This window comes from Streptomyces sp. NPDC055632, from assembly GCF_053618675.1.
Genome location: NZ_JBSHHY010000051.1, coordinates 1 through 25,124 on the forward strand (window position 1 = coordinate 1; position 25,124 = coordinate 25,124).

The 25,124-nt window shown below is 75.1% G+C and carries 21 protein-coding genes and 1 pseudogene; 16 read left to right on the top strand and 6 right to left on the bottom strand.

Annotated elements, in window-relative coordinates; translation table 11 throughout:
- Positions 1 to 26: 26 nt before the first annotated feature.
- Positions 27 to 581 (bottom strand): nitroreductase family deazaflavin-dependent oxidoreductase, encoded by a 555-nt coding sequence (locus ACWGSR_RS34690; protein ID WP_453572827.1) that lies wholly within the window; start codon positions 579 to 581, stop codon positions 27 to 29.
- A gap of 198 nt (positions 582 to 779) precedes the next feature.
- Between ACWGSR_RS34690 and ACWGSR_RS34695 the strand changes: the two genes are divergently transcribed.
- Positions 780 to 1,475, top strand: a complete 696-nt coding sequence (locus tag ACWGSR_RS34695) for a TetR/AcrR family transcriptional regulator (RefSeq protein WP_453572830.1) — start codon at positions 780 to 782, stop codon at positions 1,473 to 1,475.
- A 160-nt stretch (positions 1,476 to 1,635) separates the two neighbouring features.
- On the opposite strand, the gene ACWGSR_RS34700 is transcribed toward ACWGSR_RS34695, so the two are convergent.
- Positions 1,636 to 3,192 carry an MFS transporter gene (locus ACWGSR_RS34700; protein WP_453572833.1) on the bottom strand — a complete coding sequence of 519 codons (1,557 nt, stop codon included), beginning with the start codon at positions 3,190 to 3,192 and terminating at the stop codon, positions 1,636 to 1,638.
- Between the two features lie 88 nt (positions 3,193 to 3,280).
- Between ACWGSR_RS34700 and ACWGSR_RS34705 the strand changes: the two genes are divergently transcribed.
- The 6 genes and pseudogenes from ACWGSR_RS34705 to ACWGSR_RS34730 form a co-directional block, all read left to right on the top strand.
- Positions 3,281 to 3,679 carry a MarR family winged helix-turn-helix transcriptional regulator gene (locus tag ACWGSR_RS34705; protein WP_376240177.1) on the top strand — a complete coding sequence of 133 codons (399 nt, stop codon included), beginning with the start codon at positions 3,281 to 3,283 and terminating at the stop codon, positions 3,677 to 3,679.
- A 287-nt stretch (positions 3,680 to 3,966) separates the two neighbouring features.
- Positions 3,967 to 5,352 (top strand): nitrate/nitrite transporter, encoded by a 1,386-nt coding sequence (locus ACWGSR_RS34710; RefSeq protein ID WP_453572836.1) that lies wholly within the window; start codon positions 3,967 to 3,969, stop codon positions 5,350 to 5,352.
- Entirely contained in the window at positions 5,345 to 7,600 is a 2,256-nt protein-coding gene (locus ACWGSR_RS34715) for a molybdopterin-dependent oxidoreductase (RefSeq protein WP_453572839.1), read from the top strand. Before ACWGSR_RS34710 ends, ACWGSR_RS34715 begins: the two co-directional genes overlap by 8 nt.
- A complete protein-coding gene (locus tag ACWGSR_RS34720; RefSeq protein WP_453572841.1) occupies positions 7,597 to 8,937 on the top strand; it encodes an FAD-dependent oxidoreductase in 1,341 nt (446 codons plus the stop codon). Before ACWGSR_RS34715 ends, ACWGSR_RS34720 begins: the two co-directional genes overlap by 4 nt.
- Entirely contained in the window at positions 8,934 to 10,046 is a 1,113-nt protein-coding gene (locus ACWGSR_RS34725; RefSeq protein WP_453572844.1) for an NAD(P)/FAD-dependent oxidoreductase, read from the top strand. The genes ACWGSR_RS34720 and ACWGSR_RS34725 overlap by 4 nt, the downstream gene beginning before the upstream one ends.
- 188 nt (positions 10,047 to 10,234) lie before the next feature.
- A pseudogene (locus ACWGSR_RS34730) lies at positions 10,235 to 10,762 on the top strand (DsbA family oxidoreductase); the annotation flags it as partial.
- Between the two features lie 39 nt (positions 10,763 to 10,801).
- Here ACWGSR_RS34730 and ACWGSR_RS34735 read toward each other — a convergent pair.
- Positions 10,802 to 11,275, bottom strand: coding sequence for a MarR family winged helix-turn-helix transcriptional regulator (locus ACWGSR_RS34735; protein ID WP_376240189.1), 474 nt, complete (start codon positions 11,273 to 11,275; stop codon positions 10,802 to 10,804).
- Positions 11,276 to 11,459: 184 nt separating this feature from the next.
- On the opposite strand from ACWGSR_RS34735, the gene ACWGSR_RS34740 reads away from it, so the two are divergent.
- The 7 genes from ACWGSR_RS34740 (at position 11,460) to ACWGSR_RS34770 (ending at position 20,185) form a co-directional block, all read left to right on the top strand.
- Entirely contained in the window at positions 11,460 to 12,962 is a 1,503-nt protein-coding gene (locus tag ACWGSR_RS34740; RefSeq protein ID WP_453572846.1) for an amidase, read from the top strand.
- Positions 12,956 to 13,624 carry a thermostable hemolysin gene (locus ACWGSR_RS34745; RefSeq protein WP_376240194.1) on the top strand — a complete coding sequence of 223 codons (669 nt, stop codon included), beginning with the start codon at positions 12,956 to 12,958 and terminating at the stop codon, positions 13,622 to 13,624. The genes ACWGSR_RS34740 and ACWGSR_RS34745 overlap by 7 nt, the downstream gene beginning before the upstream one ends.
- Positions 13,611 to 15,137: an AMP-binding protein gene (locus ACWGSR_RS34750; protein ID WP_453572848.1), complete on the top strand. Its 1,527-nt coding sequence runs from the start codon at positions 13,611 to 13,613 to the stop codon at positions 15,135 to 15,137. Before ACWGSR_RS34745 ends, ACWGSR_RS34750 begins: the two co-directional genes overlap by 14 nt.
- 25 nt (positions 15,138 to 15,162) lie before the next feature.
- Entirely contained in the window at positions 15,163 to 16,098 is a 936-nt protein-coding gene (locus ACWGSR_RS34755; protein WP_376240197.1) for a TauD/TfdA family dioxygenase, read from the top strand.
- Between the two features lie 16 nt (positions 16,099 to 16,114).
- On the top strand, positions 16,115 to 16,834 hold the full coding sequence (locus ACWGSR_RS34760) for an O-methyltransferase (protein ID WP_383156340.1): 720 nt from the start codon (positions 16,115 to 16,117) through the stop codon (positions 16,832 to 16,834).
- A gap of 38 nt (positions 16,835 to 16,872) precedes the next feature.
- Positions 16,873 to 19,023 (top strand): oxidoreductase, encoded by a 2,151-nt coding sequence (locus ACWGSR_RS34765; protein WP_453572851.1) that lies wholly within the window; start codon positions 16,873 to 16,875, stop codon positions 19,021 to 19,023.
- A 97-nt stretch (positions 19,024 to 19,120) separates the two neighbouring features.
- Complete coding sequence (locus ACWGSR_RS34770) at positions 19,121 to 20,185, top strand: ParB/RepB/Spo0J family partition protein (RefSeq protein WP_453572854.1); 1,065 nt, start codon at positions 19,121 to 19,123, stop codon at positions 20,183 to 20,185.
- Here the strand turns inward: ACWGSR_RS34770 and ACWGSR_RS34775 are convergent.
- From ACWGSR_RS34775 to ACWGSR_RS34785, 3 genes are all read right to left on the bottom strand, one after another.
- Positions 20,179 to 21,333 carry an FAD-dependent monooxygenase gene (locus ACWGSR_RS34775; RefSeq protein ID WP_453572856.1) on the bottom strand — a complete coding sequence of 385 codons (1,155 nt, stop codon included), beginning with the start codon at positions 21,331 to 21,333 and terminating at the stop codon, positions 20,179 to 20,181. The genes ACWGSR_RS34770 and ACWGSR_RS34775 overlap by 7 nt on opposite strands.
- Positions 21,330 to 21,857 (bottom strand): hypothetical protein, encoded by a 528-nt coding sequence (locus ACWGSR_RS34780; protein WP_453572859.1) that lies wholly within the window; start codon positions 21,855 to 21,857, stop codon positions 21,330 to 21,332. Before ACWGSR_RS34780 ends, ACWGSR_RS34775 begins: the two co-directional genes overlap by 4 nt.
- An 83-nt stretch (positions 21,858 to 21,940) precedes the next feature.
- Entirely contained in the window at positions 21,941 to 22,420 is a 480-nt protein-coding gene (locus tag ACWGSR_RS34785; RefSeq protein WP_366372671.1) for a carboxymuconolactone decarboxylase family protein, read from the bottom strand.
- A gap of 243 nt (positions 22,421 to 22,663) precedes the next feature.
- Between ACWGSR_RS34785 and ACWGSR_RS34790 the strand changes: the two genes are divergently transcribed.
- Together ACWGSR_RS34790 and ACWGSR_RS34795 are read left to right on the top strand one after the other, a co-directional pair.
- A complete protein-coding gene (locus ACWGSR_RS34790) occupies positions 22,664 to 23,707 on the top strand; it encodes an AMP-binding protein (protein WP_376240211.1) in 1,044 nt (347 codons plus the stop codon).
- The gene (locus ACWGSR_RS34795) at positions 23,707 to 25,089 is read left to right on the top strand and encodes an aldehyde dehydrogenase family protein (protein WP_376240213.1); all 1,383 of its coding nucleotides are present in this window, start codon (positions 23,707 to 23,709) and stop codon (positions 25,087 to 25,089) included. Before ACWGSR_RS34790 ends, ACWGSR_RS34795 begins: the two co-directional genes overlap by 1 nt.
- The last annotated feature ends 35 nt before the right edge of the window (positions 25,090 to 25,124 follow it).

The following is a 25,124-nucleotide window of genomic DNA, read 5'->3' on the forward strand; positions in this document are numbered from 1 at the left end:
TGAGACCGGCCGCCGGCCCGGTCCGTTCACGCGGCCGGGCCGGCGGAGCCCGTCGTCGTGATGCGGAAGACGGGGTGCTTCGGGGCGGCGGCGCGCAGTTCGGCGTCGGAGGAGTCCGGGCCGACCCCGTCGAAGAAGACGCCGACCTCCGCCTTCCAGCGCTTGAGGTAGGCGCGGAGCAGCGCGGGCTTGGCTTCGTCGGCGACCTCGACGGCGGTGAACTCCTGCACGTGCTTGCCGAGGTGCAGCTCTCCGCCCCCGGCCGCCCGCATGTTGTGGGTCCACTGGACGTGGCCGCGGGGGGCCACGAGGTACTGGGCGCCGTCCACCGTCAGGAGGTTGACGGGGGTGCGGCGCCATTCGCCGCTCTTGCGCCCCCGGACGGCGAGCACGCGGGACCCCCAGACGCTGATGCCCCGGCGGGTCGTCCAGGCGACCAGGCGGTTGAGGACGTTCACGGTGAACCAGCCGGGCTTGAGGACGTGGGCGGCGGGGGAGCCCGCGGCGGGGGAGGGGGAGCCGGTGGGGTCGGTGGGGGCGGTGGGGGAGGAGCCGGTGGGGTCGGCGGGCTGGGCGGACATGGCTGCCTCCTGAGGGCTTCCGTCGGCGAGCGGAGCGAGTCGAGCGAGTGGACCGAGAGCGCTGCTCTCTCTTGAGATCAGTGTGCACGCTTCGGCGCTCACAAGCAAGAGCGGTGCTCTCTTTTCAATGCCCTGCTCTCTTTTCAATGACCTGCTCTCGTTTCGATGCGATGCTCCGGAAGTGGCACACTGCTCTCCATGACGCCCGTTCAAGGAGCCCGCGCCCGCGCCCGCATCGAGATCACCGCCGCCATCAAGGACGAGGCCCGCACCCAGCTCGCGGCGGAAGGCGCCGCCAAGCTGTCCCTGCGGGCCGTGGCCCGCGAGCTGGGCATGGTGTCCTCCGCGCTCTACCGCTACTTCCCGAGCCGCGACGACCTCCTCACCGCCCTGATCGTCGACGCCTACGACGCCGTCGGCGCCGCCGCCGAGCGGGCCGCCGCCGACTCCGCCGGGCAGCGCCCCCTCGACCGCTGGACCGCCGTCTGCCGGGCGGTCCGAGCCTGGGCGGTCGCCCACCCCCACGAGTACGCCCTGATCTACGGCTCCCCGGTCCCCGGCTACACCGCGCCCCAGGACACGATCGCCCCCGCCGCCCGTGTCGGCCTCGCCCTCGTCGAGATCGTCCGCCTGGCCCACGCCGGCGAGGGCCTCGCCCTCCCCCCGCTCCCGGACGCCCTGCGCCCCGAGGCCGAGCGGATCGCCGCCGACATCGCCCCGGACCTTCCCCCGGCCCTCGCCGCCGCGCTCGTCGCCGCCTGGTCGCAGCTCTTCGGCCTCGTCTCCTTCGAGGTCTTCGGCCAGTTCCACCGCGTCGTCGAGGACCGCGACGCCTTCTTCACCGCGTCGGCCCGCCGCCTGGGCCAGGACGTGGGCCTGCTTCCGCGCGGCTGAGCCCGCGAGCGAGGGTCCGCGCGGGGTCGACGCGGTACGGGAACGGACGGGCGGGAACGGACGGGCGGGAACGAACGGGCGGGAACGAACGGGCGCGGCCGCCCGGTCGCCGAAGCGCCGGACGGCCGCGTCCCCCGTTCCCCCGTGTCCCTCCCGACGGTCAGTCGCGGAGGGCGACCTTCGCCGGGACGTCCCCGGCGGCCGAGGCGTCGGCGGCGGTGTTCCCCGCGGTCGCGTCCCCGGCGACCGGGCCGGGGTCCGAGGAGCGTGCGACCACGACCGACCCGGTCGCCGCGCCCCGCGGCCTCCGCAGCCCCGGCAGGGTGACGAGCAGTCCGGCGAGGGCGATGACCGCCACCACGGCCAGACCCGGGCGGAAGCCGTCCAGGACCGCCTGCGGGGAGGCGTCCCCGCCGTGTCCGCCGCCCGCGGTGATGACGGCGGTGGTCACGGCGAGGAAGAACGCGCCGCCGACCTGGATCGAGGTGTTGAGCAGACCCGAGACCATGCCCTGTTCGCGGTCGGCCACGCCGTTGGTGGCCTGGATGTTGAGCGACGGGAACACCAGGGCGCAGGCCGCTCCGATGAGCAGCATCGACGGCAGGATGACGGCCGCGTACTGCGGGACGAGCGAGATGCGCAGGAAGAGCGCGTACCCGACGACGAGCAGGGTGAAGCCGGTCGCGATCACCCGGGGCGTGCCGAACCGGTCCACGATCCCGCCGATCTTCGTGGACGAGAGGGCCACCAGCACGCCGGCCGGAAGGAAGGCGAGCGCCGTCTGGAGCGCGGACCAGCCGAGCAGCGACTGCATGTACTGGGTCACGATGAACTGGAAGGCGACGTACGAGCCGAAGAACGCCGCCGCGCCGAGCTGGGCCCGGACCTGCGAGCCGGAGCGCAGCACACCGAGCCGCACCAGCGGGCTCGGGCTGCGCCGTTCGATCAGGACGAAGGCGACGAGCAGGGCGGCGGCCGCCAGGAAGGACAGCAGGGTGCGGGTGGAGGCCCAGCCCGCCTCGGGCGCCTCGACGACGGTGAAGACGAGCAGCAGCATCGCGGCCGTGCCGGTGACGGCGCCCGGCAGGTCGTAGCCGCCGGAGGAGTCGTCCCGGGCGCTGTGCGGGATGAGGCGCAGCGCGAAGACGAGGGCGATCAGGGCGACGGGGGCGGGGAGCAGCATGGTCCACCGCCAGCTCAGCTCCGTGAGCAGCCCGGACAGGACGAGGCCCATGGAGAAGCCGGTGGCGGCGCAGGTGGTGTAGATGGACAGGGCCCGGTTGCGCTGCGGGCCCTCCTTGAAGGTGGTCGTGATGATCGACAGGCCGGCGGGGGCGGTGAAGGCGGCGCTGAGCCCCTTGACGAACCGGCTGGCGATGAGGAGCGGCCCGGAGTCGACGAGCCCGCCGAGCAGCGAGGCGAGCGCGAAGACGGCGAGCGCGATCAGGAAGACCCGGCGCCGGCCGAGCAGGTCGGCGGCGCGGCCGCCGAGGAGCAGCAGCCCTCCGTAGCCGAGGATGTAGCCGCTCACGATCCACTGGAGGGTGGCGGTGGACAGGTCGAGGTCGGCGGCGATCGAGGGCAGGGCGACGCCGACCATCGAGACGTCGAGGGCGTCGAGGAACATCGCGGCGCAGAGCACGAGCAGGGTGCCCCAGAGGCGCGGACTCCAGCGTTCCTGCGCGGACTTGGGCACGTCGGTGAGCGGAGAGGTCATGGACAGAGACAGTACATGCACATGCATTGAATGCAAGTGCATTTAATTCCCGTGCAACAAAAGAGGTCGTCTCTGCTAACGTGCGGCCATGGCAGCGAACAAGTCCGAACGCGCGCTCGTGGAGGAGTGGCGTGACGTCCTCGCCCTGCACGCCCGTACGACCTGTGAGCTCGACCGGGCCCTCCACCCCTACGGACTCGGCGCCAGCGACTTCGAGGTCCTCGACGTCCTCGCCGAGGGCGCGTCCGAGGACGGCCCGGCGGCCTGGCGCGTCCAGGAGCTCTCCGGCCGCGTCCACCTCAGCCAGAGCGCGCTGTCCCGGCTCGTCGCCCGCCTGGAGAAGGACGGCCTGGTCGCCCGGGGCATGTGCCCCGAGGACCGGCGCGGCGTCCAGGTGAAGCTCACGGAGAAGGGCCTCGACCGCCACGCCGAGGCGAAGCCCCTCCAGCGCGAGGTCCTGACCCGGATGCTGGACGGGGACTCCTGAGGCGTACGGGAAACGAGGGATTCCCGGGGCGTACGGGGAGGGGAGGCGAGGGCCGGCCGTCCCGTACGGCCGGGGTGTTCTCCCGTACGCCCGCAGCCGGATCACGCCTGTTCACACGCCTCCGCCGAAGGGTTCACGGCGGGGGAACACCCGTCGGAGAGCCGTGGCGAGCGGACTTGACGGACCCTGAAACGGGCCGTTGACGCTGTCCCCGGGCGCTGCCCAAGATTCCTGTCCGGAAAGCAGACTCGTCGACGCAGTGCGGAATCCGGCCCGAAGGGCGAGCGATGAACCCAAGCAGAAGAACCGGCCGCTGGATCGAGCACTGGGACCCGGAGAACGAGCACTTATGGGCGACCCGGGGCAGACGCGTCGCCCGCCGCAACCTCGCCCTCTCCATCGCCTCCGAGCACATCGGCTTCTCCGTCTGGAGCATGTGGTCGGTCCTCGTGCTCTTCATGTCCCCCCGCATCGGGCTGCCGTTCACGCCCGACGAGAAGTTCCTGCTGGTCGTCACCCCCACCCTCGTCGGAGCCGCGCTCCGCATCCCGTACAGCCACGCCGTCCTCCGCTTCGGCGGCCGGAACTGGACCGTCTTCGCGACCGCCGTCCTCCTCGTGCCCGCCTGCGCCGCCACGTACTTCGTCCAGCGGCCGGGCACCCCGCTCTGGGTCTTCCTGCTGATCGCCGCGCTCGGCGGCGTCGGCGGCGGCAACTTCGCCTCCTCGATGACCAACATCACCGCCTTCTACCCGCAGCGCCTCCAGGGCTGGGCCCTCGGCCTCAACGCGGGCGGCGGCAACCTCGGCGTCGCCGTCGTCCAGCTCCTCGGCCTGCTCGTCATCGCCGTCGCGGGCGACACCCACCCGTCGTACGTCGCCGCCTGCTACCTCCCGCTGATCGTCGCCGTCTCCCTGCTGTGCGCGCTGCGCATGGACAACCTGGCGCCGGTGCGCGCCGAGAAGGGCGCCCGGCGCGCGGCCCTGCGCTCCGCGCACACCTGGTGGATCTCGCTGCTCTACGTCGGCACGTTCGGCTCGTTCATCGGCTACGGCTTCGCCTTCGGGCTCGTGCTCCAGACCCAGTTCGGCGCCTCTCCGCTCCAGGCCGCCTCGTACACCTTCCTCGGCCCGCTCCTTGGCTCGCTTTCCCGCCCCTTCGGCGGGCGGCTCGCGGACCGGTGGGGCGGCGCCCGGGTGACCGCGTGGACGTTCGCGGGCATGGCGGCGGGAACGGGCGGACTGCTGCTCGCCTCGCGGGCCGGTTCGTACGGGCTGTTCGTCGCGGCCTTCACGGTCCTCTTCGTGCTCACCGGGATCGGCAACGGCTCCACGTACAAGATGATCCCGGCCGTCTTCGCCGAGCAGGCGGGCCGCGAGGTCACCGGGGGCCGCGACGCGGGCGAGGCCTTCGCCCGGGCCCGGCAGCGCTCGGGCGCCGTGATCGGGATCGCGGGCGCCGTCGGGGCGCTCGGCGGGGTCGCGGTGAACCTCGCCTTCCGGGCCGCGTACGGCTCCGAGGGAGGCAGCGGCACCCCCGCCTTCCTCGGCTTCCTCTGCTTCTACGTGGTGTGCGGGGCGGTCGTCCGGGCGGTCTACCTGCGGCCCGCGCCCGACGGAGGCGACCCGCTCGACCCGTCGCGCGCGCGGCGCCGCGGGGTCAGCCGTGTCTGACACCCGCGCCGAAGACACGGACCGCGCCGACCACGCCGACCGCACGGACCACGCCGACCGCACGGACCACGTCGACCGCACGGACCACGCCGACCGCACCGACCACGCCGACCGCACCGACCGCACCGACCGCGCCGAAGCCGGCACCGGGCGGACCGTCCTCACCCACTGCCCGTACTGCGCGCTCCAGTGCGGTACGGAGCTCACCTCCGCCGGCGGCCGGGTGACCGTCGCGCCCGCCGTCCTCGCCGGCACCGGGAAGCGGGGCGGCCTGTGCCAGAAGGGCTGGACCGCGCCCGAGGTCCTGACCACCGCCGACCGGCTGCGCACACCGCTCGTGCGGGGCGCCGACGGGCGGCTCGCCCCGGCGACCTGGGACGCGGCGCTCGACCTGGTCGCCGGACGGCTGGGGGAACTGCGGGCCGCCCACGGCCCGGACGCGGTCGGGGTGTTCGGCGGCGGCGGCCTCACCAACGAGAAGGCCTACCTGCTCGGCAAGTTCGCCCGGGTCGCCCTCGGCACCAGCCGCATCGACTACAACGGGCGCTTCTGCATGTCCTCGGCCGCCGTGGCCGGCAACGCCGCCTTCGGCGTCGACCGGGGGCTGCCCTTCCCCGTCACGGACCTCGACGAGGCCGACGTGGTGCTGCTCGCCGGGGCCAACCCGGCCGAGACGATGCCGCCGCTCGTGCGCCACCTCGACCGGGCCGGCGCGCTCGTCGTCATCGACCCGCGCCGCACGGCCACCGCCGAGCGGGCCGCGCTGCACCTGAGACCCGCGCCCGGCACCGACCTCGCCCTGGCGCTCGGCCTGTTGCAGCTCACCGTGGTCGACGGGCACCTCGACCGGGCCTACGTGGAGGAGCGGACCAGCGGCTTCGAGGAGACCTGGCGCCGGGCCCTCGCCTGGACCCCGGAGCGCACGGAGCGCACCACCGGCGTCCCGGTCGCCGCCCAGCGCGAGGCGGTCCGGCTCCTGGCGGGCGCCCGGCGGGCGTACGTCCTGACCGGTCGCGGCGCCGAGCAGCACAGCAAGGGCGCCGACACGGTCTCCGCCTTCATCAACCTCGCCCTCGCCCTCGGCCTGCCGGGGCGGCAGGGCAGCGGCTACGGCTGCCTCACCGGCCAGGGGAACGGACAGGGCGGCCGCGAACTCGGCCAGAAGTCCGACCAGTTGCCCGGCTACCGGCTCATCACCGACCCGGCGGCCCGCGCGCACGTGGCGGGGGTGTGGGGCGTCGACCCGGAGCGGCTGCCGGGCCCGGGCCCGAGCGCGTACGAACTGCTCGACTCGCTCGGCACGGAGCACGGGCCGCGCGCCCTGCTCGTCTTCGGCTCGAACCCGGTGGTCTCCGCCCCGCACGCCGGTCACGTCACCGAGCGCCTCACCGCGCTCGACCTGCTGGTCGTCGCCGACTTCGTGCCCTCCGAGACCGCCCGCCTCGCGGACGTGGTCCTGCCCGTCACGCAGTGGGCCGAGGAGGAGGGCACCCTGACCAGCCTGGAGGGGCGGGTGCTGCGCCGGCGCAGGCTGCTCGACCCGCCGCCGGGGGTCCGCAGCGACCTGGAGGTGCTGCGCGGGCTCGCCGTACGGCTCGGGGAGCCGGCCGACCGGTGGCCCGACCGGCCGGGCGAGGTCTTCGACGAGCTGCGCCGGGCGACGGCGGGCGGCCGGGCCGACTACTCCGGCGTGAGCTACGAGCGCCTCGACGCGGGCGAGGTCCTGCACTGGCCCTGCCCGGCACCGGGACACCCCGGCACCCCGCGGCTCTTCCTCGACTCCTTCGACCACCCGGACGGGCGGGCCCGCTTCGTCCCGGTCGAGCACCGGGACGCGGCCGAACTGCCCGGAGGATCGTTCGACCTGTACGGGACGACCGGGCGGGTCCTGGCCCACTACCAGTCCGGCGCTCAGACCCGGCGGGTCGAGCGGCTCGCGAAGGCCGTCCCGGAGGCGTACGTGGAGATCCACCCCGACACGGCCCGGCGGGCCGGAGTGGTGGAGGGCGGGCTCGCGCGGGTGGTGTCGGCGCGGGGCGCGGTGGTGGCACGGGTGCGGGCGGTGGAGAGCCTGCGCACGGACACGGTGTTCCTGCCGTTCCACTTCCCGGGCGAGGGGCGGGCGAACCTGCTCACGAGCGGGGCGCTCGACCCGCGCAGCGGGATGCCGGAGTTCAAGGTGAGCGCGGTCCGCGTGGAACCGGTGGACGAGGAAGAAGAGACGACGGGGACGGGGGACGGGGCATGAACGGGACGACACGCCGGAGAACCGAGAGGGGGGCGGGCCGGAGCGCGTGCGGCGCCGACGACCGCGTCGTGGTCGTCGGCAACGGCATCGCCGCGCACCGGCTCACCGAGAGGCTCGCCGCCCTCGGCCACCGCGGCCCCGTCACCGTCCTCGGGGCCGAGCCCCATCCCGCGTACCAGCGCACCCTGCTCGGGTCGGTCCTCGACGGCAGCCTGGCGCCGGAGGCGGTGACCCTGCCCGCACCGCCGCGCGGGACCAGGGTGCTGCCCGGGGTCCGGATCACCCGGATCGACCGGGCCCGCCGGCTCGTGCACGGGCGGACGGCGGCCGGGGACAGCGTGGCGGAACCGTACGGCACCCTCGTCCTGGCCACCGGGGCCCGGCCGGTCGCCCCCGGGCGCGGCTTCCACTCGCTCGACGACAGCCTGCGGCCGGTGCACGGCCGGGTGGCCGTGGTCGGCGGCGGCGTCCTCGGCGTGGAGACGGCGACGGCGCTGCGGCGGCGCGGCCACCAGGTGGTCCTCGCCCATGCCGGCCCGTACCCGATGCACCGTCACCTCGACGCGACGGCGGGCGCGCTGGTGGTGGCGGCCCTGGAGGACTGGGGCGTCGAGCTGCGGCTCGACAAGAGGGTCGAGGAGGACGAGATCCTCGACGTCGACACCGTCGTGTGGTGCGTCGGCAGCGTCCCCGAGACCTCCCTCGCCCTCGGGGCGGGCCTGCGGGTGCGGCACGGCGTCGTCGTCGACGGACGGCTGCGCACCAGCGATCCCGCCGTCCGGGCGATCGGCGCCTGCACGGGCGCGCCCGGCCTGGTGGGGGCCTTGGGCCAGGCGGAGACCCTGGCCGCCGACCTGACCGGCGGACCTGCCTGGTACACGGCCCCCTCGCCGATCCTGCGACCCCGGGTGCCCGGCCTCGACGTGGCCTGCCTGGGCTTCCCGGGCTTCCCCGTCGAACGGACCGTGACCCTGCACGACCCCGCCCTCGGCCGGTACGCGCGCCTCGAACTCGTCCGGGACCGGATCGCGCGGGCCGTCCTGGTCGGCCTCCCCGAGGGGATCGCGGCGGTGAGCCAGCTGTACGACCGGGAGGCGCCCGTGCCCGCCGATCCGCTCGCGCTGCTGCTCGGCACCGTGGGGGACGCGCCCGGCGAGTCCGTGGTGTGCCACTGCAACGGCGTCGACCGGGAGGACGTCGAACGCGCCTGGCGCGACGGCGCGCGGTCCGTCGGGGCGGTGGTGGAGGCGACCCGCGCGACCACCGGCTGCGGAGGGTGCTCCGACACGCTCCGCGCGGTGTGCGCGGCACTGGGACCGGCCCGGGAGGCGAGGTGAGGACCCTCGTCGTCGCCGGGTACGGCCCGGCCGGACACCGGCTGGTCCAGGAGCTGCGCGCCCTGGACACCTCCGGCACGTGGCGGATCGTGGTGCTCGCCGAGGAGCCGCGGCCCGCCTACAACCGGATCGCGCTCTCCTCCCTGGTCTCCGGGCGCGACCCCGCCGACCTCGCCCTCCCCGGCGTGCTGCCGGACGCGCTCGTGGACGTGCGCCTGTCGACCACCGTGACCGGGATCGACCGCGCGGGCGGGGCCGTGCGCTGCTCGGACGGCACCCGGGTGCCCTACGACGCGCTGGTCCTGGCCACCGGCTCGCGGCCGTTCGTCCCGCCCGTGCCCGGGCACGACCTGCCGCACTGCTTCACCTACCGCAGGATCGAGGACGTCGACGCGATCCGGGCCGCCGCGCGCCCCGGCCGGCCGGCGGTGGTGGTCGGCGGCGGGCTGCTCGGCCTGGAGGCGGCGGACGCGGTGCGCAAGCTCGGGATGCGCACCCGCGTCGTGGAGACCGCGCCCCATCTGATGCCGCTCCAGGTCGACGCGGACGGCGGGCGGCTCCTGGGGGAGCTGGTCCGGGGCCTCGGCATCGAGGTGCACTGCGGGGCGAGGACGGTCTCGGTCGGGCCGAGGGCGGTGCGGTTCGCCGACGGCACCGAACTGGCGGCCGACCTCGTCGTGTTCTCCGCCGGGATCCGGCCCCGGGACGAACTCGCCGCCCCGGCGGGCCTGGCGACCGGGGAGCGGGGCGGCTTCCTCGTCGACGCCCGGCTCCGCACGGCCGACGAGCGGATCCGGGCGATCGGCGAGTGCGCGGCCGTCGAGGGCCGCTGCCACGGCCTGGTGGCCCCCGGCCGCCGCATGGCCGGCCTGGTGGCCCGTCAGCTCATGGACCTGGAGGCGCCCTCGTACGCGGACACGGCCCAGCCGGCCCGGCTGAAGGTCCTGGGCCTCGGGGTCACCGGCTTCGGGGACGTCCACGCCCGGACCGAGGGGGCGATCGAGCTGCGCGAGACGGACCACGCGACGGGCGCCTACCGCAAGCGCGTCCTCGCGGCCGACGGCGAGACCCTGCTCGGCCGGGTGGAGGTCTCCGCGACGTCCCGGTGAGGGAAGGGGGCCGCGCGCTCTTCGTCCGCGGTTCATCCGGCGGGGCGAGACTGTCCCGCGGAAGGGGGCGGTCCGCCCGCCGGCCGGAGTCCTTCGAGGTCAACGTGTGATGTCGGCGTGATGCGGACGTGACATTATCGTCCTGGACGTGCCTGGGGAAAACAGCGATTTGAGTATGCTTCATGGCCATGACCGCAGTCATCGACGCCTGGTTCGATTTCGGATGTCCCTTCAGCATGTTGACCCGGCGTCTGCTGGCCGCGGAGTTCGAGGACTTCGGTCCGGCCGTCCGCTGGTACCCCCACGAGGCCGCGGGCGCGGCCCGGAACAGGCTGCCGGCGGCCCGCGTCTGGGAGAGCGGGGTGCGCCCGCTCGCCGACCGCCTCGGAGTGCCGGTCCACCGGGAGCCCCCGCCGTACGCCCCCACCCGGCTCGCCCTCCAGGGCTACCACTACGCGGTGGACCGGGGCCGCGGCGCCGCCTACTGCGACCAGGTCTTCGACGCGTACTTCCGGGAGCGGCTCGACATAGCGGAGCCCGGGGTGCTGGCCGGGGCGGCAGGGCGCGCGGGGCTCGACCCGGAGCGGTTCCTCGCCGCGGTGGACTCGCCCCGGTACGCGCGGCGGCACCGCACGGCGGTGGCCCGCTGGCCCTCGGTGCGGACGACGCCGACCGTGGTGTCCGGCGGCTACCGGGTCGAGGGCGTCCCCAACCCCGTGCAACTGGCCCGGCTCGCGGCCCTGTCCGGACAGGCCCTAGTGCAGGCGGGGCTTCGTCCGCTGGTCGAGGTGGCCGAGGGCGGACGCGAGGAGGTCGTCGAGCCGCTCGGCGAGCCCGTCCGGCAGCCGGCCGAGCAGCTCCGCGTGCGCCGCTGTGGCTGAGGCGAGCACCGAACCGGCCAGGGCCTCGCCCTCCGCGGTGAGCTGCACCCAGGTGCTCCGGGCGTCGTTGGCGTTGGCCTCCCGGGTGACGTAACCGGCCTGCACCAGCCGGAGGGTCACGTTGCTGGTGCCGCCGGAGGACAGCTCGCACACGGTGGACAGGGCGGTCGGGCGGAGCCGGTGGCCCTCGGAGCGGTACAGCGCGAGCAGGACGTCGGTGTCGGCCTGGGTGAGGCCGGCGTCGGCCGACGCGGCCCGGGTGGTCGCGTTCACGAGCTGGGCCAGCCGGTTCGCGTGGCGGGCCAGCCGGTCCAGGGGGATCGCCCCGGCCGGGGCTTGGTCGTTCATGCATCTCCTCGTCGTGCGGCGGGCCGCTCGTCTGCCCGTGGTGCCGTCCTGACGCACCTATCCCATTTTTGCGGCACGCGGGCAAGCCCCGCGCACCGGGGGCGGTTGATGGACCTCCGCCCGGAGGCTACTCTCTCAGGAGAAAGCTTTAATAAAAGCTATCGGTTGGGAGGGGAGAGGCCGCATGACCTCCTTAGGGGAATTACGGAGGCTCGACGGGCACGCGCAGGCCCGGCTCGTCCGTGACGGGGAGCTGACGGAGGCCGAACTGCTCGGCGCCGCCGTCGACCGGATCGAGCGGTACGACGGCCCGATCGGCTCCGTCGCCGTCACCGCCTTCGAGCAGGCGCTCGCCGAGGCCGACAAGGAGCCGCGGGAGCCGCCCGGGGGAGCACCGCCCCACGGATCGCCGCTCCGGGAGTCACCGCTCCGGGGAGTGCCGTTCCTCCTCAAGGACCTCGGCCCCACCGTCGCCGGCATCGAGGCGACCATGGGCTCGCGCTTCCTCGCCGGCTTCGTGCCCGACCGGGGCAGCGAGCTCGGCGACCGGTTCCGCGCCGCGGGCCTGCGGGTGCTCGGCAAGGCCAAGACCGCCGAGTTCGGGGTGCTGCCCACCACCGAACCCCGCCACCAGGGCCCGACCCGCAACCCCTGGGACCCCGGGCGCAGCGCGGGCGGCTCCAGCGGGGGCTCCGCCGCGGCCGTCGCCGCGGGCCTGGTCCCCGTCGCGCACGCCAACGACGCCGGCGGCTCCATCCGCATCCCCGCCTCCAACTGCGGGGTCTTCGGCCTCAAGCCCACCCGGGCCCGCACCCCGCTCGGACCCGCCGTCGGCGACCTGATGAACGGACTCGCCTCCGAGCACGTGGTCAGCCGCTCGGTCCGGGACAGCGCCGCCGTGCTCGACGCCGTCGCGGGCCCCGCCCCCGGCGACCCCTACTGGGCGCCGCCCGCCCCTGCCGGCTCGTTCCTCCGGGCCGTCCTCGAAGCCCCCCGCCTGCGGCCCCTGCGCATCGCCTTCACCCTCAGGCCCGGCAGCGGTGGCCGGCTCGACCCCGCCTGTGCGGAGGCCGTCCGCGAGGCCGCCGGGCTCTGCGCCGACCTGGGCCACGAGGTGACCGAGGCCGAACCCGCCGTCGCCTTCGCCGACCTGGTCGAACCGTTCCTGGCGCTCTGGGCCGCCGGAGTGTCCTCCGCCATCACCTCGTACGCGCTGCTCAGCGGCCGCACCCCGGAGCCGGACGGCTTCGAGGAGCTCACCTGGGACCTCTACGAGCGGGGCCGGAGCCTGAGCGCCGCCGACTACCTGCTCGCCGTCACCGCCCTCCAGCGGGCCGCGCGCGGACTCGCCGCCTTCCACGAGGAGTACGACGTGCTGCTCGGCCCGGTCACCGCCGAACCGGCCCCGCCGCTCGGCACCTTCGCCACCGGCTCCCCCCGCCGGCAGCTCCTGCGGGCCGTCGAGTTCTGCCACGAGACCCCGCTGGCCAACCTCACCGGGCAGCCCGCCATGTCCGTCCCGCTGCACCGGACCGCCGCCGGACTCCCCGTGGGCGTCCACGCGACCGGACGCTTCGGCGAGGAGGCGACCCTGTTCGCCCTCGCCGCCCAGCTCGAACAGATCCGTCCCTGGGCGCACCGTCTGCCCGACCCCGAGCACTCGCGAGCGGAGACACGGACGTGCTGAAGATATCCCTGGCCCTGCGCGACACCGACGGCTGGCACCGGGCCGGCGAACTCGCCCGCACCACCTACGCCGAGACCCACGCCGCCGACGTCAAGCCCGACCCGGACGCGTTCGTCCTGGCCGTCCCCTCCGAGCGCGACCCGGTGCCCGGCGGAACCGTCCTGGCCTGCGCCGGCTGTACGTACGCCGCCCCGGACCGGCCCTTCTTCTCCGAGCGCTACCTCGACACCCGCATCGAGGAGGCCATCGCGGCCCGCACCGGCACCCCGGTCGACCGCGACCGGATCATCGAGATCGGGGCGCTCGCGGGACCCGGCGGGGCGGGACGCGAACTGATCCGGGTCATCCCGATCATCGCCTGGACCATGGGCATGGAACACATCCTGTGCACCGTCACCAAGCAGCTCCGCGACCTGCTCGCCCGCCTCGACATCAACTACACCGTGCTCGGCGAGGCCGACCCGGACCACCTGACGCCGCAGGAGCGGGCCGCCTGGGGCACGTACTACGACCAGCGCCCCACCGTCGGCTTCATCGACCTCGCCCGGCTCGCCGGCCTGTTCGCCGGGGCGACCGGCCGGTACGCCTTCTTCGCGCCCGTCGTCGAACTCCTCACCGACGCCACCACGCCCCGGGAGGTGGTCGGCCGTGCGGGCCGTTGAGAACGCGCTGCGCCGCTACGCCGAGACCGACCGGCCCCTCGTCCGGGTCCTCGACGGCCGGGGCGGCGTCGCCTCCGCCCACGGCTACCGGGAGATCACCCGGGCCGCCCGGGCGCTCGCCGACGGGATCGGCGCCGGCGCCGGCCGGATCGGCGTCCTGTGCGGCAACACGCCGGAGTTCGTCGTCGCGGACCTCGCCCTGCTCGGGCTGCGCGCCACCGAGGTCCCCGTGCCGCTGGCCTTCTCCCGCGAACAGGCCGCCGGGCTCCTGGAGGAGGCCGACGTCTGCCTGGTGGACGCGCAGGGCGCCGCGCGGCTCGCCGAATGGGGACCGGTGCTGCCCGAGGGCTGCCGGGTCGTCGAGGTCTCCCTCGCCGCGCTCGCGGGCGGCACCGAACCGTACGCCGTGCCCGACGGCGACGAGGACTGGATCTGCAAGATCATCCACACCTCGGGGACCACCTCGCGCCCCAAGGGCGTACGGATCCGGGCCCACGGCGTCGGCGCCCTCATCGACTCCCTGCACGGGGCGATGCCCGCCGGGGCCTTCACCGGCTACCTCTCCTTCGTCCCCTTCAGCCTCCTCATCGAGCAGGTCACCGGCCTGTACCTGGTGCTGCTCGACGGCGGCTGCCTGACCCTGCTGCCGCCCGGCACGCCGCTCGTCGGCACCAGCGGCGGCGCCGTCGAGGCCGCGCTGCCGCAGCTCGCCGCCGCCCGCCCCACCGCCCTCGTCGCCACCCCCGCGCTCGCCAACGCGCTCCTCGACGCAGCCCGCCGGGCCGCCGCCGACGGACTGGCCGTCGCCCCCGCCCTGTTCGGCACCGAACGGGCGCCCCTGATCTGCTGCGGCGGCGCCCCCGTCCACCCGGAGACGCTGCGCGGACTCGACGCGTTCGGGATCGCCGTGTACGAGGGCTACGGACTCTCCGAGAACAGCTCCGTCGTCAGCTGGAACACCCCCGGCGCCCGCCGCATCGGCACCGTGGGCCGCCCGCTCCCGCACGTCCGGGTCCGACTGGACGAGGAGGGCGAACTGCTCGTCTCCAGCTCCTCCCTCTTCGACGGCTACACCCGCGAGGACCCCTCCAGCTGCGCCGTCGTCGACGGCTGGCTGCACACCGGGGACCTCGCCCGCGTCGACGAGGACGGCTACCTCACCATCACCGGACGCAAGAAGAACGTCATCATCACCTCGGCGGGCCGCAACGTGGCACCCGAGTGGGTGGAGGCCCAGTACGCGCGGCTGCCCTTCGTCCGCGCCGTCGCCGTCGTCGGCAACGACCTGCCCGCCCTGCACGGCCTGTTCGTGATCGACCCGGCCGCCGACCGGACCGAGGCGGAGCACGCGCTCGCCGCGTTCGGCGCCGAACACCTCTCCGAGGTCGAACGGGTCGAGACCGTCCACCTGATGGGCGCCGACGACGAGGCGTACCGCAGGCTCTTCACCGTCACCGGACGCCCCATGCGCAAGGCCGTCGTCGAGCACCTCCTCACTCACCGATCGCGATGACAACCGCGAAGAACGAGAGGTCAACATGTCTGTGAGCCGGCCGGAGACCACGCCCCTCGGCACGGGCACCGGAAAGCTCGTCACGCCCGGCGCCGACGGGGCGTCCCTCGGCGACCTGGACCCGCGCGCCGTCGTGCGGCTGCTCGCCGAGGCCGGGCACGTCGTCCTGCGCGGATTCCGCCCCTCCGTCGAGGAGTTCTCCCTCTTCGTCAAGAACCACTCCGACCGGGTGACCCTCGACCCCGCCCGCTCCTTTCACGGCGGCGACGTCGCGCAGAAGGTCGACGCCGGCACCGACGCCGTCGGCCTCCACCTGGAGAACGGCAACAGCCCCTTCGGACCCGACCTGACCTGGTTCCTCTGCGAGAAGGCCGCCTCCCACGGCTCGCAGACCACCGTGTGCGACGGCTACCGCGTGTGGGACGCCGCCGAGGAGGCCGACCGGGCCGCCTTCGCGCAGGACATCACGTACGCGCGCCGGGTCGAGGAAGCCAAGTGGAAGCAGTTCGTCAGCCACCAGACCGGTGGCGCGAAGCCCCTGGAGGACATCACCTTCGAGGACTTCCGCGCCCTGGTCGAGAGCGCCCCGGACGGCCGCGCGTCCACCACGCTCGTCCAGCTGGAGGACGGCTCCGCCCACTACACGTACCGCACGGGCGCGGCCCACGCCACGCTCTTCGGCGAGCGGCTCTCCTGGGCCAACAGCGTCTTCGGCCCCTCCTACAACTACGAGAAGCCGGTCATCTCCTTCGCCGACGGCAGCCCGCTCGGCGAGGAGCTGACCGCCCGCATGAAGCGCCTCACCGACCGGCTCACCGAGGACATCGAGTGGCAGGACGGCGACGTCGCGCTCATCGACAACACCCGGGTGATGCACGGCCGCCGGGCCATCACCGACACCCGCCGGACCATCTACAACGCCCAGAGCTACGTCCGCCGCGACCTGCTCGCGTCCCTCTGAGAGCGGGAGACCCACCGTGACCGTCCAGTCCGCCGCCCCGGGCCCCGCGGGGCTCGACGACCCCGCCGTCCGCGCCGTCCTGAACCGGCTGTACTCCCAGGCCGAGCGGGACGACAAGGAGGTGATGGAGCGCGCCCACGCGAACGCCGCCCGACTGGCCGCCCCGCCCACCCCCGCCGAGGCCAGCGCGCTCTGCGCCGACGCGCTGCTCCCCGTCGACCCGCACACCGGGCGGCTGCTGTACACCCTGGTCCGCATGCTGCGCCCCCGGCTCGTCGTGGAGTTCGGCACCTCCTTCGGCACCTCGGCCGTGCAGATCGCCGCCGGCCTGCGGGAGAACGGCCGGGGCCGGCTCGTCACCACCGAGCTCGACGGCAGCAAGGTGCGCCGGGCCCGGGCCAACCTCGACGAGGCCGGGCTCGCCGACCTCGTCGACGTGCGGGAGGGCGACGCGCTGGAGCTGCTGCGCGCCTTCGACGCGCCCGTCGACCTCGTCCTCCTCGACGGCTGGAAGGAGCTGTACCTGCCGGTCCTGGAGGTCCTGGAGCCCGTCCTCGCGCCCGGAGCCGTGATCGTCTCCGACAACCTCTCGATGCTGCCCGCCGCGTACCTGGAGCGGATCCGGGACCGGGACCGGGGCTACGTCTCGCTCGACCTGCCCCTCGGCGACGGCATCGAGCTCACCACCTGGACCGGAGCGGCCGGGGCCGCGGACGCCCGGCCCGGAAACGCCTGAACCGCCGGACATCCGAAGCACCCTACGGAGAGAGACCCATGCCATCCCTGTACGACCCGCTCACCGCCGGCGCCCTGGCCCTGCCCAACCGCGTCGTCATGGCCCCCATGACCCGCAACCGCGCCGGCGCCGACGGCGTGCCCGGCCCGCTGGTGGCCCAGTACTACGCCCAGCGGGCCTCCGCCGGGCTGATCGTCACCGAGGGCGTGCGGATCAGCCCGGCCGGCGCCGGGCCGGTCGGCCAGCCCGGACTGCACACCCCCGAGCAGATCGCCGGCTGGGCGGAGGTCACCGGCGCCGTGCACCGGGCGGGCGGGCGCATCGTGGCGCAGCTCTCCCACCACGGCCGCATCGCCCACCCCGACCTGCTGCCCGAGGGCTTACGGCCGCTCGCCCCGTCCGCCGTGACCGCGCTCAGCGACGCGCGCACCCCGAAGGGGCTCGTGCCGACCGTGGAGCCGCGCGCGATGACCGCCGAGGACATCGCCACGACCCTGGCGGACTTCGCGGCGGCCGCCGCCGCGGCGGTCGAGGCCGGGTTCGACGGGGTCGAACTCCAGGGCGCCAACGGGTACCTGATCCACCAGTTCCTCTGCGACAACACCAACCTCCGCGAGGACGGCTACGGCGGCGACCCCGCCGCCCGGATCCGCTTCGCCGTCGAGGCCGTCCGCACCGTCTCCGACGCGATCGGCGCGGACCGGGTGGCGCTGCGGATCTCGCCCGCCAGCGGCTACAACGACACCGTCGAGCAGGACCCCTCGGTGGTCTACGGGCTGCTCGCGGACGCCCTCGACGCCGGACGGCTCGCCTATCTGCACCTGGTGGAGAGCGCGGACGAGCGGCTGAACCGGCTGGTGCGCGAGCGCTGGGCGGGCACCCTGCTCACCAACCCGTTCACCGGGGACGCCCCGACCGACCCGGAGACCGGCGCGCGGCGGCTCGACGCCGGGGCCGCCGACGCCGTGGCCTTCGCGCGGTACTTCTCCGCCAACCCCGACCTGCCCGAGCGGATCCGCCGGGGCCTCCCGCTCACCGAGCCCGACGAGGACACCTTCCACGAGGGCGGGGCCACCGGCTACACCGACTTCGCCCCCCACCCGGCGGGCGCGTCCCCCGAGGGCGAGCAGCAGGACCAGTACGCGGGGATCGGCGACCGGTACTCGGACTTCAAGGACACCGCCCCGCTCGCCGGGCCCGAGCAGCACAACGTCCTCAAGCACCTCGGCGACCTGAACGGCCGGCGGGTCCTCGACCTGGCCTGCGGGCACGGCCACTACACCCGTCTGATCAAGGCCGCCGGCGCCGCCGAGACCGTCGGCGTCGACCTGTCCCCGGTCATGGTCGAACTGGCCCGCGCGACCGAGCGGGAGCGCCCGCTCGGCATCACCTACCACGTCGGCGACGCCGTCGCGCTGCCCAGGCTGGGCGCCTTCGACCTGGTGAGCGCGGTATGGCTGCTCAACTACGCCACCACCAAGACCGAACTGACCGCCATGCTGCGCGGCATCCACGACAACCTGGCCCCGGGCGGGCGGTTCGTCGCGCTCACCGTACGGCCGGAGTTCGAACCCTTCGGGCCCAAGTGGGACGCGTACGGGCTGCGGGTGGTCTCGGAGACCCCGGACGGGGACCGGGGCGTCCTGGTCACCGACCTCATCGGCACCGAGACCTCCACCATCACCACCTCGCGCTGGAGCCACGAGGCCTTCGCCGAGTGCCTCGCGGCGGCCGGGTTCGAGGACTACGCGTGGGCGGTGCCCGAGGTGCCGGCCGAGTCCGTGGAGAGGTTCGGCGACGCGTTCTGGGACAACTACCGGGCCAACCCGATCCCCGGCCTCCTCGTCGGCACCCGCCCGGTGCCCGGCGCGGACCGGGTGCGGACCGCCGCGCGGACGCTCGCGGCGGACCTGGCCGGCGGGCGCTGGACCCCGACCGCCCTCGAACGGTCCCTCGCGGGCAAGCTCCTGACCTCCGCCCCGGACGGCTCGTTCCTCACCGCCCGCGCGGTGCGGGACGTCTTCTGGGAGGGCTCGGAGGCCTTCACGCGGGAGAACGGCGGCCGGCTCGCGGCGCTGCTCGCGGACGCCACGCCGCTCCTTGAGGCGGAGCCGGGGTCGGAGCCGGCCGGCGAGGAGGCCGACGCGGCGGCCCGGGAGGTCGTCGCGCTGCTGCGCGCACTCGACTGAACGACCGGGCGTTCGAACGTTTTCAGGGACGCGCGAGGGGTGGGCGACCGTGCGAAGCGCACGGTTGCCCACCGCGCGTACGAGGAGGAAGAGAGCCGTGAACACTGTCAGGGCCGGGGCGTTCCCGGGTGCGGGGGGAGAGCCCGAGCCGTCGCGGGCGCCCCTGCTCACCGCCGTACACCTCGTGCCCGTCGCCGCGCTGCACCCCGCCGACTCGCCCCGGGCCCGCACCGAGCACCCGGAGCACCTGCGGATCCTCGCCGCGGCGGAGGGCGAGCTGCCGCCGATCGTCGTGCACCGGGAATCGATGCGGGTGGTCGACGGCACGCACCGGCTGCGGGCCGCCGTGCTGCGCGGCCGGACCGAGGTCGAGGTCCGGTTCTTCGACGGCGGGGCGGAGGACGCCTTCGTGTACGCCGTCGAGGCCAACACCCGGCACGGGCTGCCGCTCTCGCTCGCCGAGCGCCAGGCGGCGGCGGCGCGGATCCTGGCCTCCCATCCGCACTGGGCGGACCGGGCCATCGCCTCCGTGTCCGGCCTGTCCGCGCACACCGTGGCCGCGCTGCGGCGCAGCGCCCCCGGTCCGGACGCCCCGGCCGGGCGGCTCGGCCGGGACGGCCGGGTGCGCCCGCTGTCCACCGCCCAGGGCCGCCGCGAGGCCGGACGCCTGCTCGCCGCGTCCCCGGACGTCTCGCTGCGGGAGATCGCCAAGCGGACGGGCCTGTCGCCGGCGACGGTGCGGGACGTGCGCGACCGGGTGCGGCGCGGCGAGGACCCCGTACCGGAGCGGCTGCGGGGCGGGGACGGCGGGCGGACGGAGGAACCGGGGTGGGAGCCGGGGTCGCCCGTGCGCGCGGTTCCGTCCACGGCGCCGGTTCCGGCATCGGCTCCGTCCCCGGCCCCGGAGGAGGAACTGGCCGCGGCCTACCAGAACCTGTGCCGCGACCCCGCCCTGCGCCACACCGAGAGCGGCCGCGTCCTGCTCCGTCTGCTGAGCGCGCTGACCCTTCCTCCCGCGCAGTGGCAGACCCTCGCCGACGGCGTCCCCGTCCACCGGGCCGGCGCCGTCGCGGAGCTGGCCTCCGAGTACGCCCGCGTCTGGCAGGAGTTCGCCGAACGCGCCCGGCGCGGCGAGGAGCGGTCCCGGAGGGGCCCTCAGTAGCGCACCTTCTTGATCCGGGGTCCGTACGGGGCCGCGTCCAGCCAGCGGCCCGCGCGGGGCCACAGCGGGGCGGCGGCCGCGGCGGACCGCTGGAGCAGGCGCAGGCCGGGGCGGGGGGCCAGCAGGTGGTCGAGGGCGGCGCCGGCCGCGCGGACGTTGCGCTCGGCCGCCGTCCGCCGCTCGCGGGCGTACGCCTCCACCGCGTCGTCCCGCACGGCCCGGGCCGCGGCCACGGCGTCGCCGACGCCGGAGTTCATCCCGCGCGCGCCGAAGGGCGGCAGCAGGTGGGCGGCCTCGCCCGCGAGCAGCACCCGCCCGGTGGCGTCGGTGAAGCGGGCGGCGACCCGGAGCTGGAAGCGGTAGACCGAGGACCAGGTGACCTCGGGGCCGGGCACCTGGGGGAGCACCGCGGGCAGCCACTCCCGGGCGGTCGCCGCGAGGTGCCGGGCGTCGTCGCCCGGGCGGCACTGGACGTCGACGCGCCAGCCGCCCCGGAAGGGCACGAGGAGCACGTGGCGCCCGCCGGCCGCCGGGTGCCGGTAGTGGAAGACCCGCTCGGGGCGGGCGGGCCGCTCCCCGTCCGCCACGTCGACGACCACGAACTCGGTGGCCGACGTGCTGCCGTCCAGCCCGATGCCCACGGCCTCGCGCACCGCCGAGCGGGCGCCGTCCGCCGCGATGACGTGCCGGGCCCGGTGGACGGCGCCGGACTCCGTGCGGAGCCGCACCCCGTCGGGGGACGGCACCGCCTCCCGTACGGGATCGCCCCAGAGGGCCCGGACGCCCGCCTCGTCGCAGGCCCGGCGCAGCAGGTCCTCGACGACGGTCTGCGGCAGGCTGGTGAAGGGTGCCGTCGCCGGATCGGTGGCGTACGTGCGGAGGTGGACCTGACGGCCCGCCCACAGGGTGCGCCTGGTGTCCCACACCAGGCCCCGGGCGGCGATCTCCGCCCCGAGCCCGGGCCGGACGGCGTCGAGCCGGTCGAGGGTGGCGCGGTGCACGAAGACGGCGCGGCTGCCGGGCCGTTCGGCCGTGCGCGCACGGGCTTCGAGGAGGAGCGGGCGCAGGCCCAGGGCGTGCGCGGCCAGCGCGGCGGAGAGGCCGACCGGTCCGGCGCCGACCACGACCACGGGGTCCGGGGCGCTCACGGGGCACGCTCCGGCGGGGCCACGGAGGGGTGGAAGGTCTCCCGGACGTACAGCGGGGCCTCGTCGGCCAGCTGCAGCAGATAGCCGCGCGACACGGCGGCCGGCCCGCCGCCCGGTCCCCGCCAGGGAGCGAGACCGGCGGTCAGCGGGGTGCGCCGCTGCGGGACGCCGTACGCGGCCAGGGAACGGCCGAGGGGTACGGAGCGGCTGGTGACGGCGGAGGCCAGCTCCTCGTCGTGCGGCAGCCGGCCGAGCACCAGGTTGCGGGAGACCACCGTGCCGTCCGGGGCGACCAGTTCGGTGCGGCGGACGAGGCGGCGCGCGCCGGTCGCGCTGCCGGTCAGGGTCTGCCCGACGAGCCGCAGTCGCAGCCGGTGGCGGACGCGGCGTTCGAGGAGCTCCGTGGTCGGGCCGCGGTGGCGGAGCAGCGTCCGGGTGAAGACGTCGGTGAAGTCCCGTGCCGGGGCGCGGGACGGGAGGCCGGACCGCTCCTCGGGGAGCGCGGCCGGAGAGGGGGCGGGCATGGCGGCGGTCTCTCGGTCCGCCGCGCCCTTCGGGGCGCGGCGCCGTGCCCGCCCGGAGGCGGACACGGCGGACGGTGCCCGGGTCAGGCGGAGGGGGTGTAGTTGCCCGGGGTGAGCCGCTGCGGGATCGCGACCCGGTTGTAGCTGTTGATCACGACGACGATCCACAGCAGGGCGGCGAGCTGCTCCTCGCCGAAGACCTTCACCGCGCGCTCGTGCACCTCGTCGCGGACGTGTCCGTCGTGGATGAGGGTGACGGCCTCGGTGAACTCCAGGGCGGCCCGCTCCCGCTCGCTGAAGAACGGGGTCTCCTCCCAGGCGGTGAGGGCGTACAGGCGCTGCTCGCTCTCGCCGGCGTGCCGGGCGTCGAGGGTGTGCATGTCGATGCAGAAGGCGCAGCCGTTGATCTGCGAGGCGCGGATGCGGACGAGCTCGATGAGCGGCTGCTCGAGACCGGCCTCGGTGGCGGCCTGGGCGGCCTGACCGGCCAGCTTGTGCATGGCTGAGTACGTGCGCGCGGACAGGGTGTTCAGGTCCAGGCGCTGGGTGTTTCCAGAGGTCATGGTGGTGATGGTAGGAGCGGTCCGGGCGGCTGGCCAGATGGGCGATCCGGCAGTTGAACAGTCTGCCCCGCCGGCTCGCCCGTGCGCTCGAGCGACGCTTGACAGCCAAGGTGCCTCACAGGAAAGGTAAATTCCCATCAGGGCGGCATGGCTCGAACTTCCCTTCCGCATCGCGCCGTTGTGCCGATCTCGCCCGGGGCACGCCCCGGGCCGTTGAGCCGATCTACCCACGGACGGACGAACATGACTCTGCAGGACCATCTGCGCGCCACCCTCGACTGGCACTTCGACCCCGCCACCGGCTCCCCGTTCTGGCTGCGCAAGGCGAAGACGCTCGACTTCGACCCGCGCACGGACATCGCCTCGGTCGCCGACCTGCGGCGCTTCCCGGACGTCAGCGGCGAGCTGCGGACCGTGCCCGTGGAGGACCTGGTGCCCGCCGGTGCCGCCGGACAGCCCTTCGAGGTCTTCGAGTCGGGCGGCACCGTCGGCGCGCCCAAGCGGGTCGTCGACGCGCACGCCCGCTCCCGGAACGTCGAATGGGTCAGCGAGGTGCTCGCCGCCCACGGCTTCCCCGGCCGCGGCCACTGGCTGCACGTCGGCCCCACCGGCCCGCACGTCGTCGGCCGCACCGTCCGGCACCTGGCGCAGCTCCGCGGCTCGATGTGCTTCACCCTGGACTTCGACCCGCGCTGGGTGAAGCGGCTCATCGGCTCCGGCCGGCCCGAACTGGCCGCCGAGTACCGCGAATACCTGATCGAGCAGATCGAACTCGTCGTCAACACCCAGAACGTGAGCGTGCTCTTCATCACGCCCCCGGTCCTGGAGGCCGTCTGCGCCCGCCCCGGCCTGTACGAGCGGCTCGCCGACTCCCTCGAAGCCATCCTGTGGGCCGGCACCAGCATCAGCCCCGAGTCGCTGCGGCAGATCGAGGAGACCTTCTTCCCGAACGCCAGGGTCGCCGCGATCTACGGCAACACCCTGATGGGCATCGCCCCGCAGCGCCCGCGCGAGGACGGCGACCGCCACCCGTGCGTCTTCGTCCCGTACCACCCGCAGTCCCTCGTCGAGCTGCTCGACCCGGAGACCGGCGGCCCCGTCGCGTACGGGGAGCGCGGCCAGGTCCTCGTCCACCAGCTCAGCCGGGACATGTTCCTGCCCAACGTCCTGGAGCGGGACACCGCGATCCGCGTCGAGCCGGCCGCCGGGTCGGACCTCGACGGCCTCGCCGACATCGCGCCCCTCAAGGCCAAGGACGCCCCGGCCGTGATCGAGGGGGTCTACTGATGGCCGCCGCCCCGCCCCTGCCCGTCGTCAACCCCGTCATCGGCGGCCAGGACGTCGACAGCCGCGACCGCGCCGAACTCGCCGCCCTCGACGGCACCCCGCTCGTCTCCGTCGGTCTGGCCCCCCGGCTGCTCGCCCAGGCCGCCCTCAACCGGCTCAGGGCCGCGAAGCCCGGCCCCGCCCCCGGCCCCGAGCTCTTCGCGAAGGCCGGCGAACTCTTCGCCACCGCCGAACTCCGAGGCGAGACCCCCGAGGAGTACCGCCGCCGGGTCGTCCTGGCCACCGGCACCCCCGGCGCCGCCGTCACCCGGGCGATCGAGGGCGTCCGAGGCTCCCTCGGCATCATCGAGCGCATCAACCGGGCCGAGTACCCGGAGCCCTTCGAGGCCCCCGGCTACCGCACCGTCTGGGTGCCGCGCGGCGCCCTGCTCGCCGCCGTCGTGCCCAACAACCACCCCGAGCCCAACGTCACCTGGGTCCGCGCCCTCGCCCTGGGCGCCCGGGTCCTCGTCCGCCCCGGCAGCAAGGACCCGTTCACCCCGCGCCGCCTCTTCGCCGCCCTGCTCGCCGCCGGGATCGACCCGGACACCCTGGCCTTCCTGCCCGGCGACCACGAGGTCGGCGAACACCTCCTCGCCCAGGCCGACCTGGGCCTGGTCTACGGCGGACCGGCCGCCGCCGAGCGGTTCGGACACCGGAGCGACGTGCTCGTGCGCGGCCCCGGCCGCAGCAAGGTCCTCGTCGGGGCGGGCGCCGAGGACGACAAGGAGGTCCTCGACGACCTCGTGGACTGGATCGCCGAGGACGGCGGGGTGCGCTGCAACAACATCTCCCTCGTCCTGACCGCCGGAGAGGCCGCCCCGCTCGCCGACGCCCTCGCCGCCCGGCTCGCCGACCTGCCCGTCCACCCCGTCCTCGACGAGCGCGCCACCCTGCCGGCCTTCGGCGCCGACACCGCCGACGCCCTGGCCGGCCACCTGCGGAACCTCACCGCGGGCGCCACCGACCACAGCACCCACCGCTACGGCGGCTCGCTGCTCGCCGACCCCGGCGACGGCACCACCGTGCTGCGCCCGCTCGTCGTCTCCGTCGACCGGCCCGACGACCCGATCGCCGGTACGGAACTGGGCTTCCCGTTCGTCGTGGTGGCGCCCTGGCGCCCCGCCGACGGCACCCGCCCGCTGCGCGACTCCCTCGTCGTCAGCCTCCTCGGCGAGCACGCCGGCCTCGCCGAGCAGGTGCTCCGCGAGCCCTCCGTGCGCAAGGTCGTCACCGGCCGCGTCCGCCCCTGGGCGGGCGTGCCCGAGACCCCGCACGACGGCAGCCTGGCCCAGTTCCTCCTGGAGCCCAAGGGACTGGTCACCGCCGACCACGAAGGCTGACCGACCGGCACGGAACCATTCCCCTCGTACGGACG

Excerpts from the sequence above, each read along its gene's own strand:
- ACWGSR_RS34705 (WP_376240177.1), top strand. The coding sequence starts at position 3,281 with ATGGCAGCGAACAAGTCCGAACGCGCGCTCGTGGAGGAGTGGCGTGAC.
- ACWGSR_RS34790 (WP_376240211.1), top strand. The coding sequence starts at position 22,664 with ATGACTCTGCAGGACCATCTGCGCGCCACCCTCGACTGGCACTTCGAC.
- ACWGSR_RS34795 (WP_376240213.1), top strand. The coding sequence starts at position 23,707 with ATGGCCGCCGCCCCGCCCCTGCCCGTCGTCAACCCCGTCATCGGCGGC.
- ACWGSR_RS34780 (WP_453572859.1), bottom strand. The coding sequence starts at position 21,857 with ATGCCCGCCCCCTCTCCGGCCGCGCTCCCCGAGGAGCGGTCCGGCCTC.
- ACWGSR_RS34710 (WP_453572836.1), top strand. The coding sequence starts at position 3,967 with ATGAACCCAAGCAGAAGAACCGGCCGCTGGATCGAGCACTGGGACCCG.
- ACWGSR_RS34695 (WP_453572830.1), top strand. The coding sequence starts at position 780 with ATGACGCCCGTTCAAGGAGCCCGCGCCCGCGCCCGCATCGAGATCACC.
- ACWGSR_RS34755 (WP_376240197.1), top strand. The coding sequence starts at position 15,163 with ATGTCTGTGAGCCGGCCGGAGACCACGCCCCTCGGCACGGGCACCGGA.
- ACWGSR_RS34700 (WP_453572833.1), bottom strand. The coding sequence starts at position 3,192 with ATGACCTCTCCGCTCACCGACGTGCCCAAGTCCGCGCAGGAACGCTGG.
- ACWGSR_RS34720 (WP_453572841.1), top strand. The coding sequence starts at position 7,597 with ATGAACGGGACGACACGCCGGAGAACCGAGAGGGGGGCGGGCCGGAGC.
- ACWGSR_RS34735 (WP_376240189.1), bottom strand. The coding sequence starts at position 11,275 with ATGAACGACCAAGCCCCGGCCGGGGCGATCCCCCTGGACCGGCTGGCC.
- ACWGSR_RS34765 (WP_453572851.1), top strand. The coding sequence starts at position 16,873 with ATGCCATCCCTGTACGACCCGCTCACCGCCGGCGCCCTGGCCCTGCCC.
- ACWGSR_RS34690 (WP_453572827.1), bottom strand. The coding sequence starts at position 581 with ATGTCCGCCCAGCCCGCCGACCCCACCGGCTCCTCCCCCACCGCCCCC.
- ACWGSR_RS34740 (WP_453572846.1), top strand. The coding sequence starts at position 11,460 with ATGACCTCCTTAGGGGAATTACGGAGGCTCGACGGGCACGCGCAGGCC.
- ACWGSR_RS34785 (WP_366372671.1), bottom strand. The coding sequence starts at position 22,420 with ATGACCTCTGGAAACACCCAGCGCCTGGACCTGAACACCCTGTCCGCG.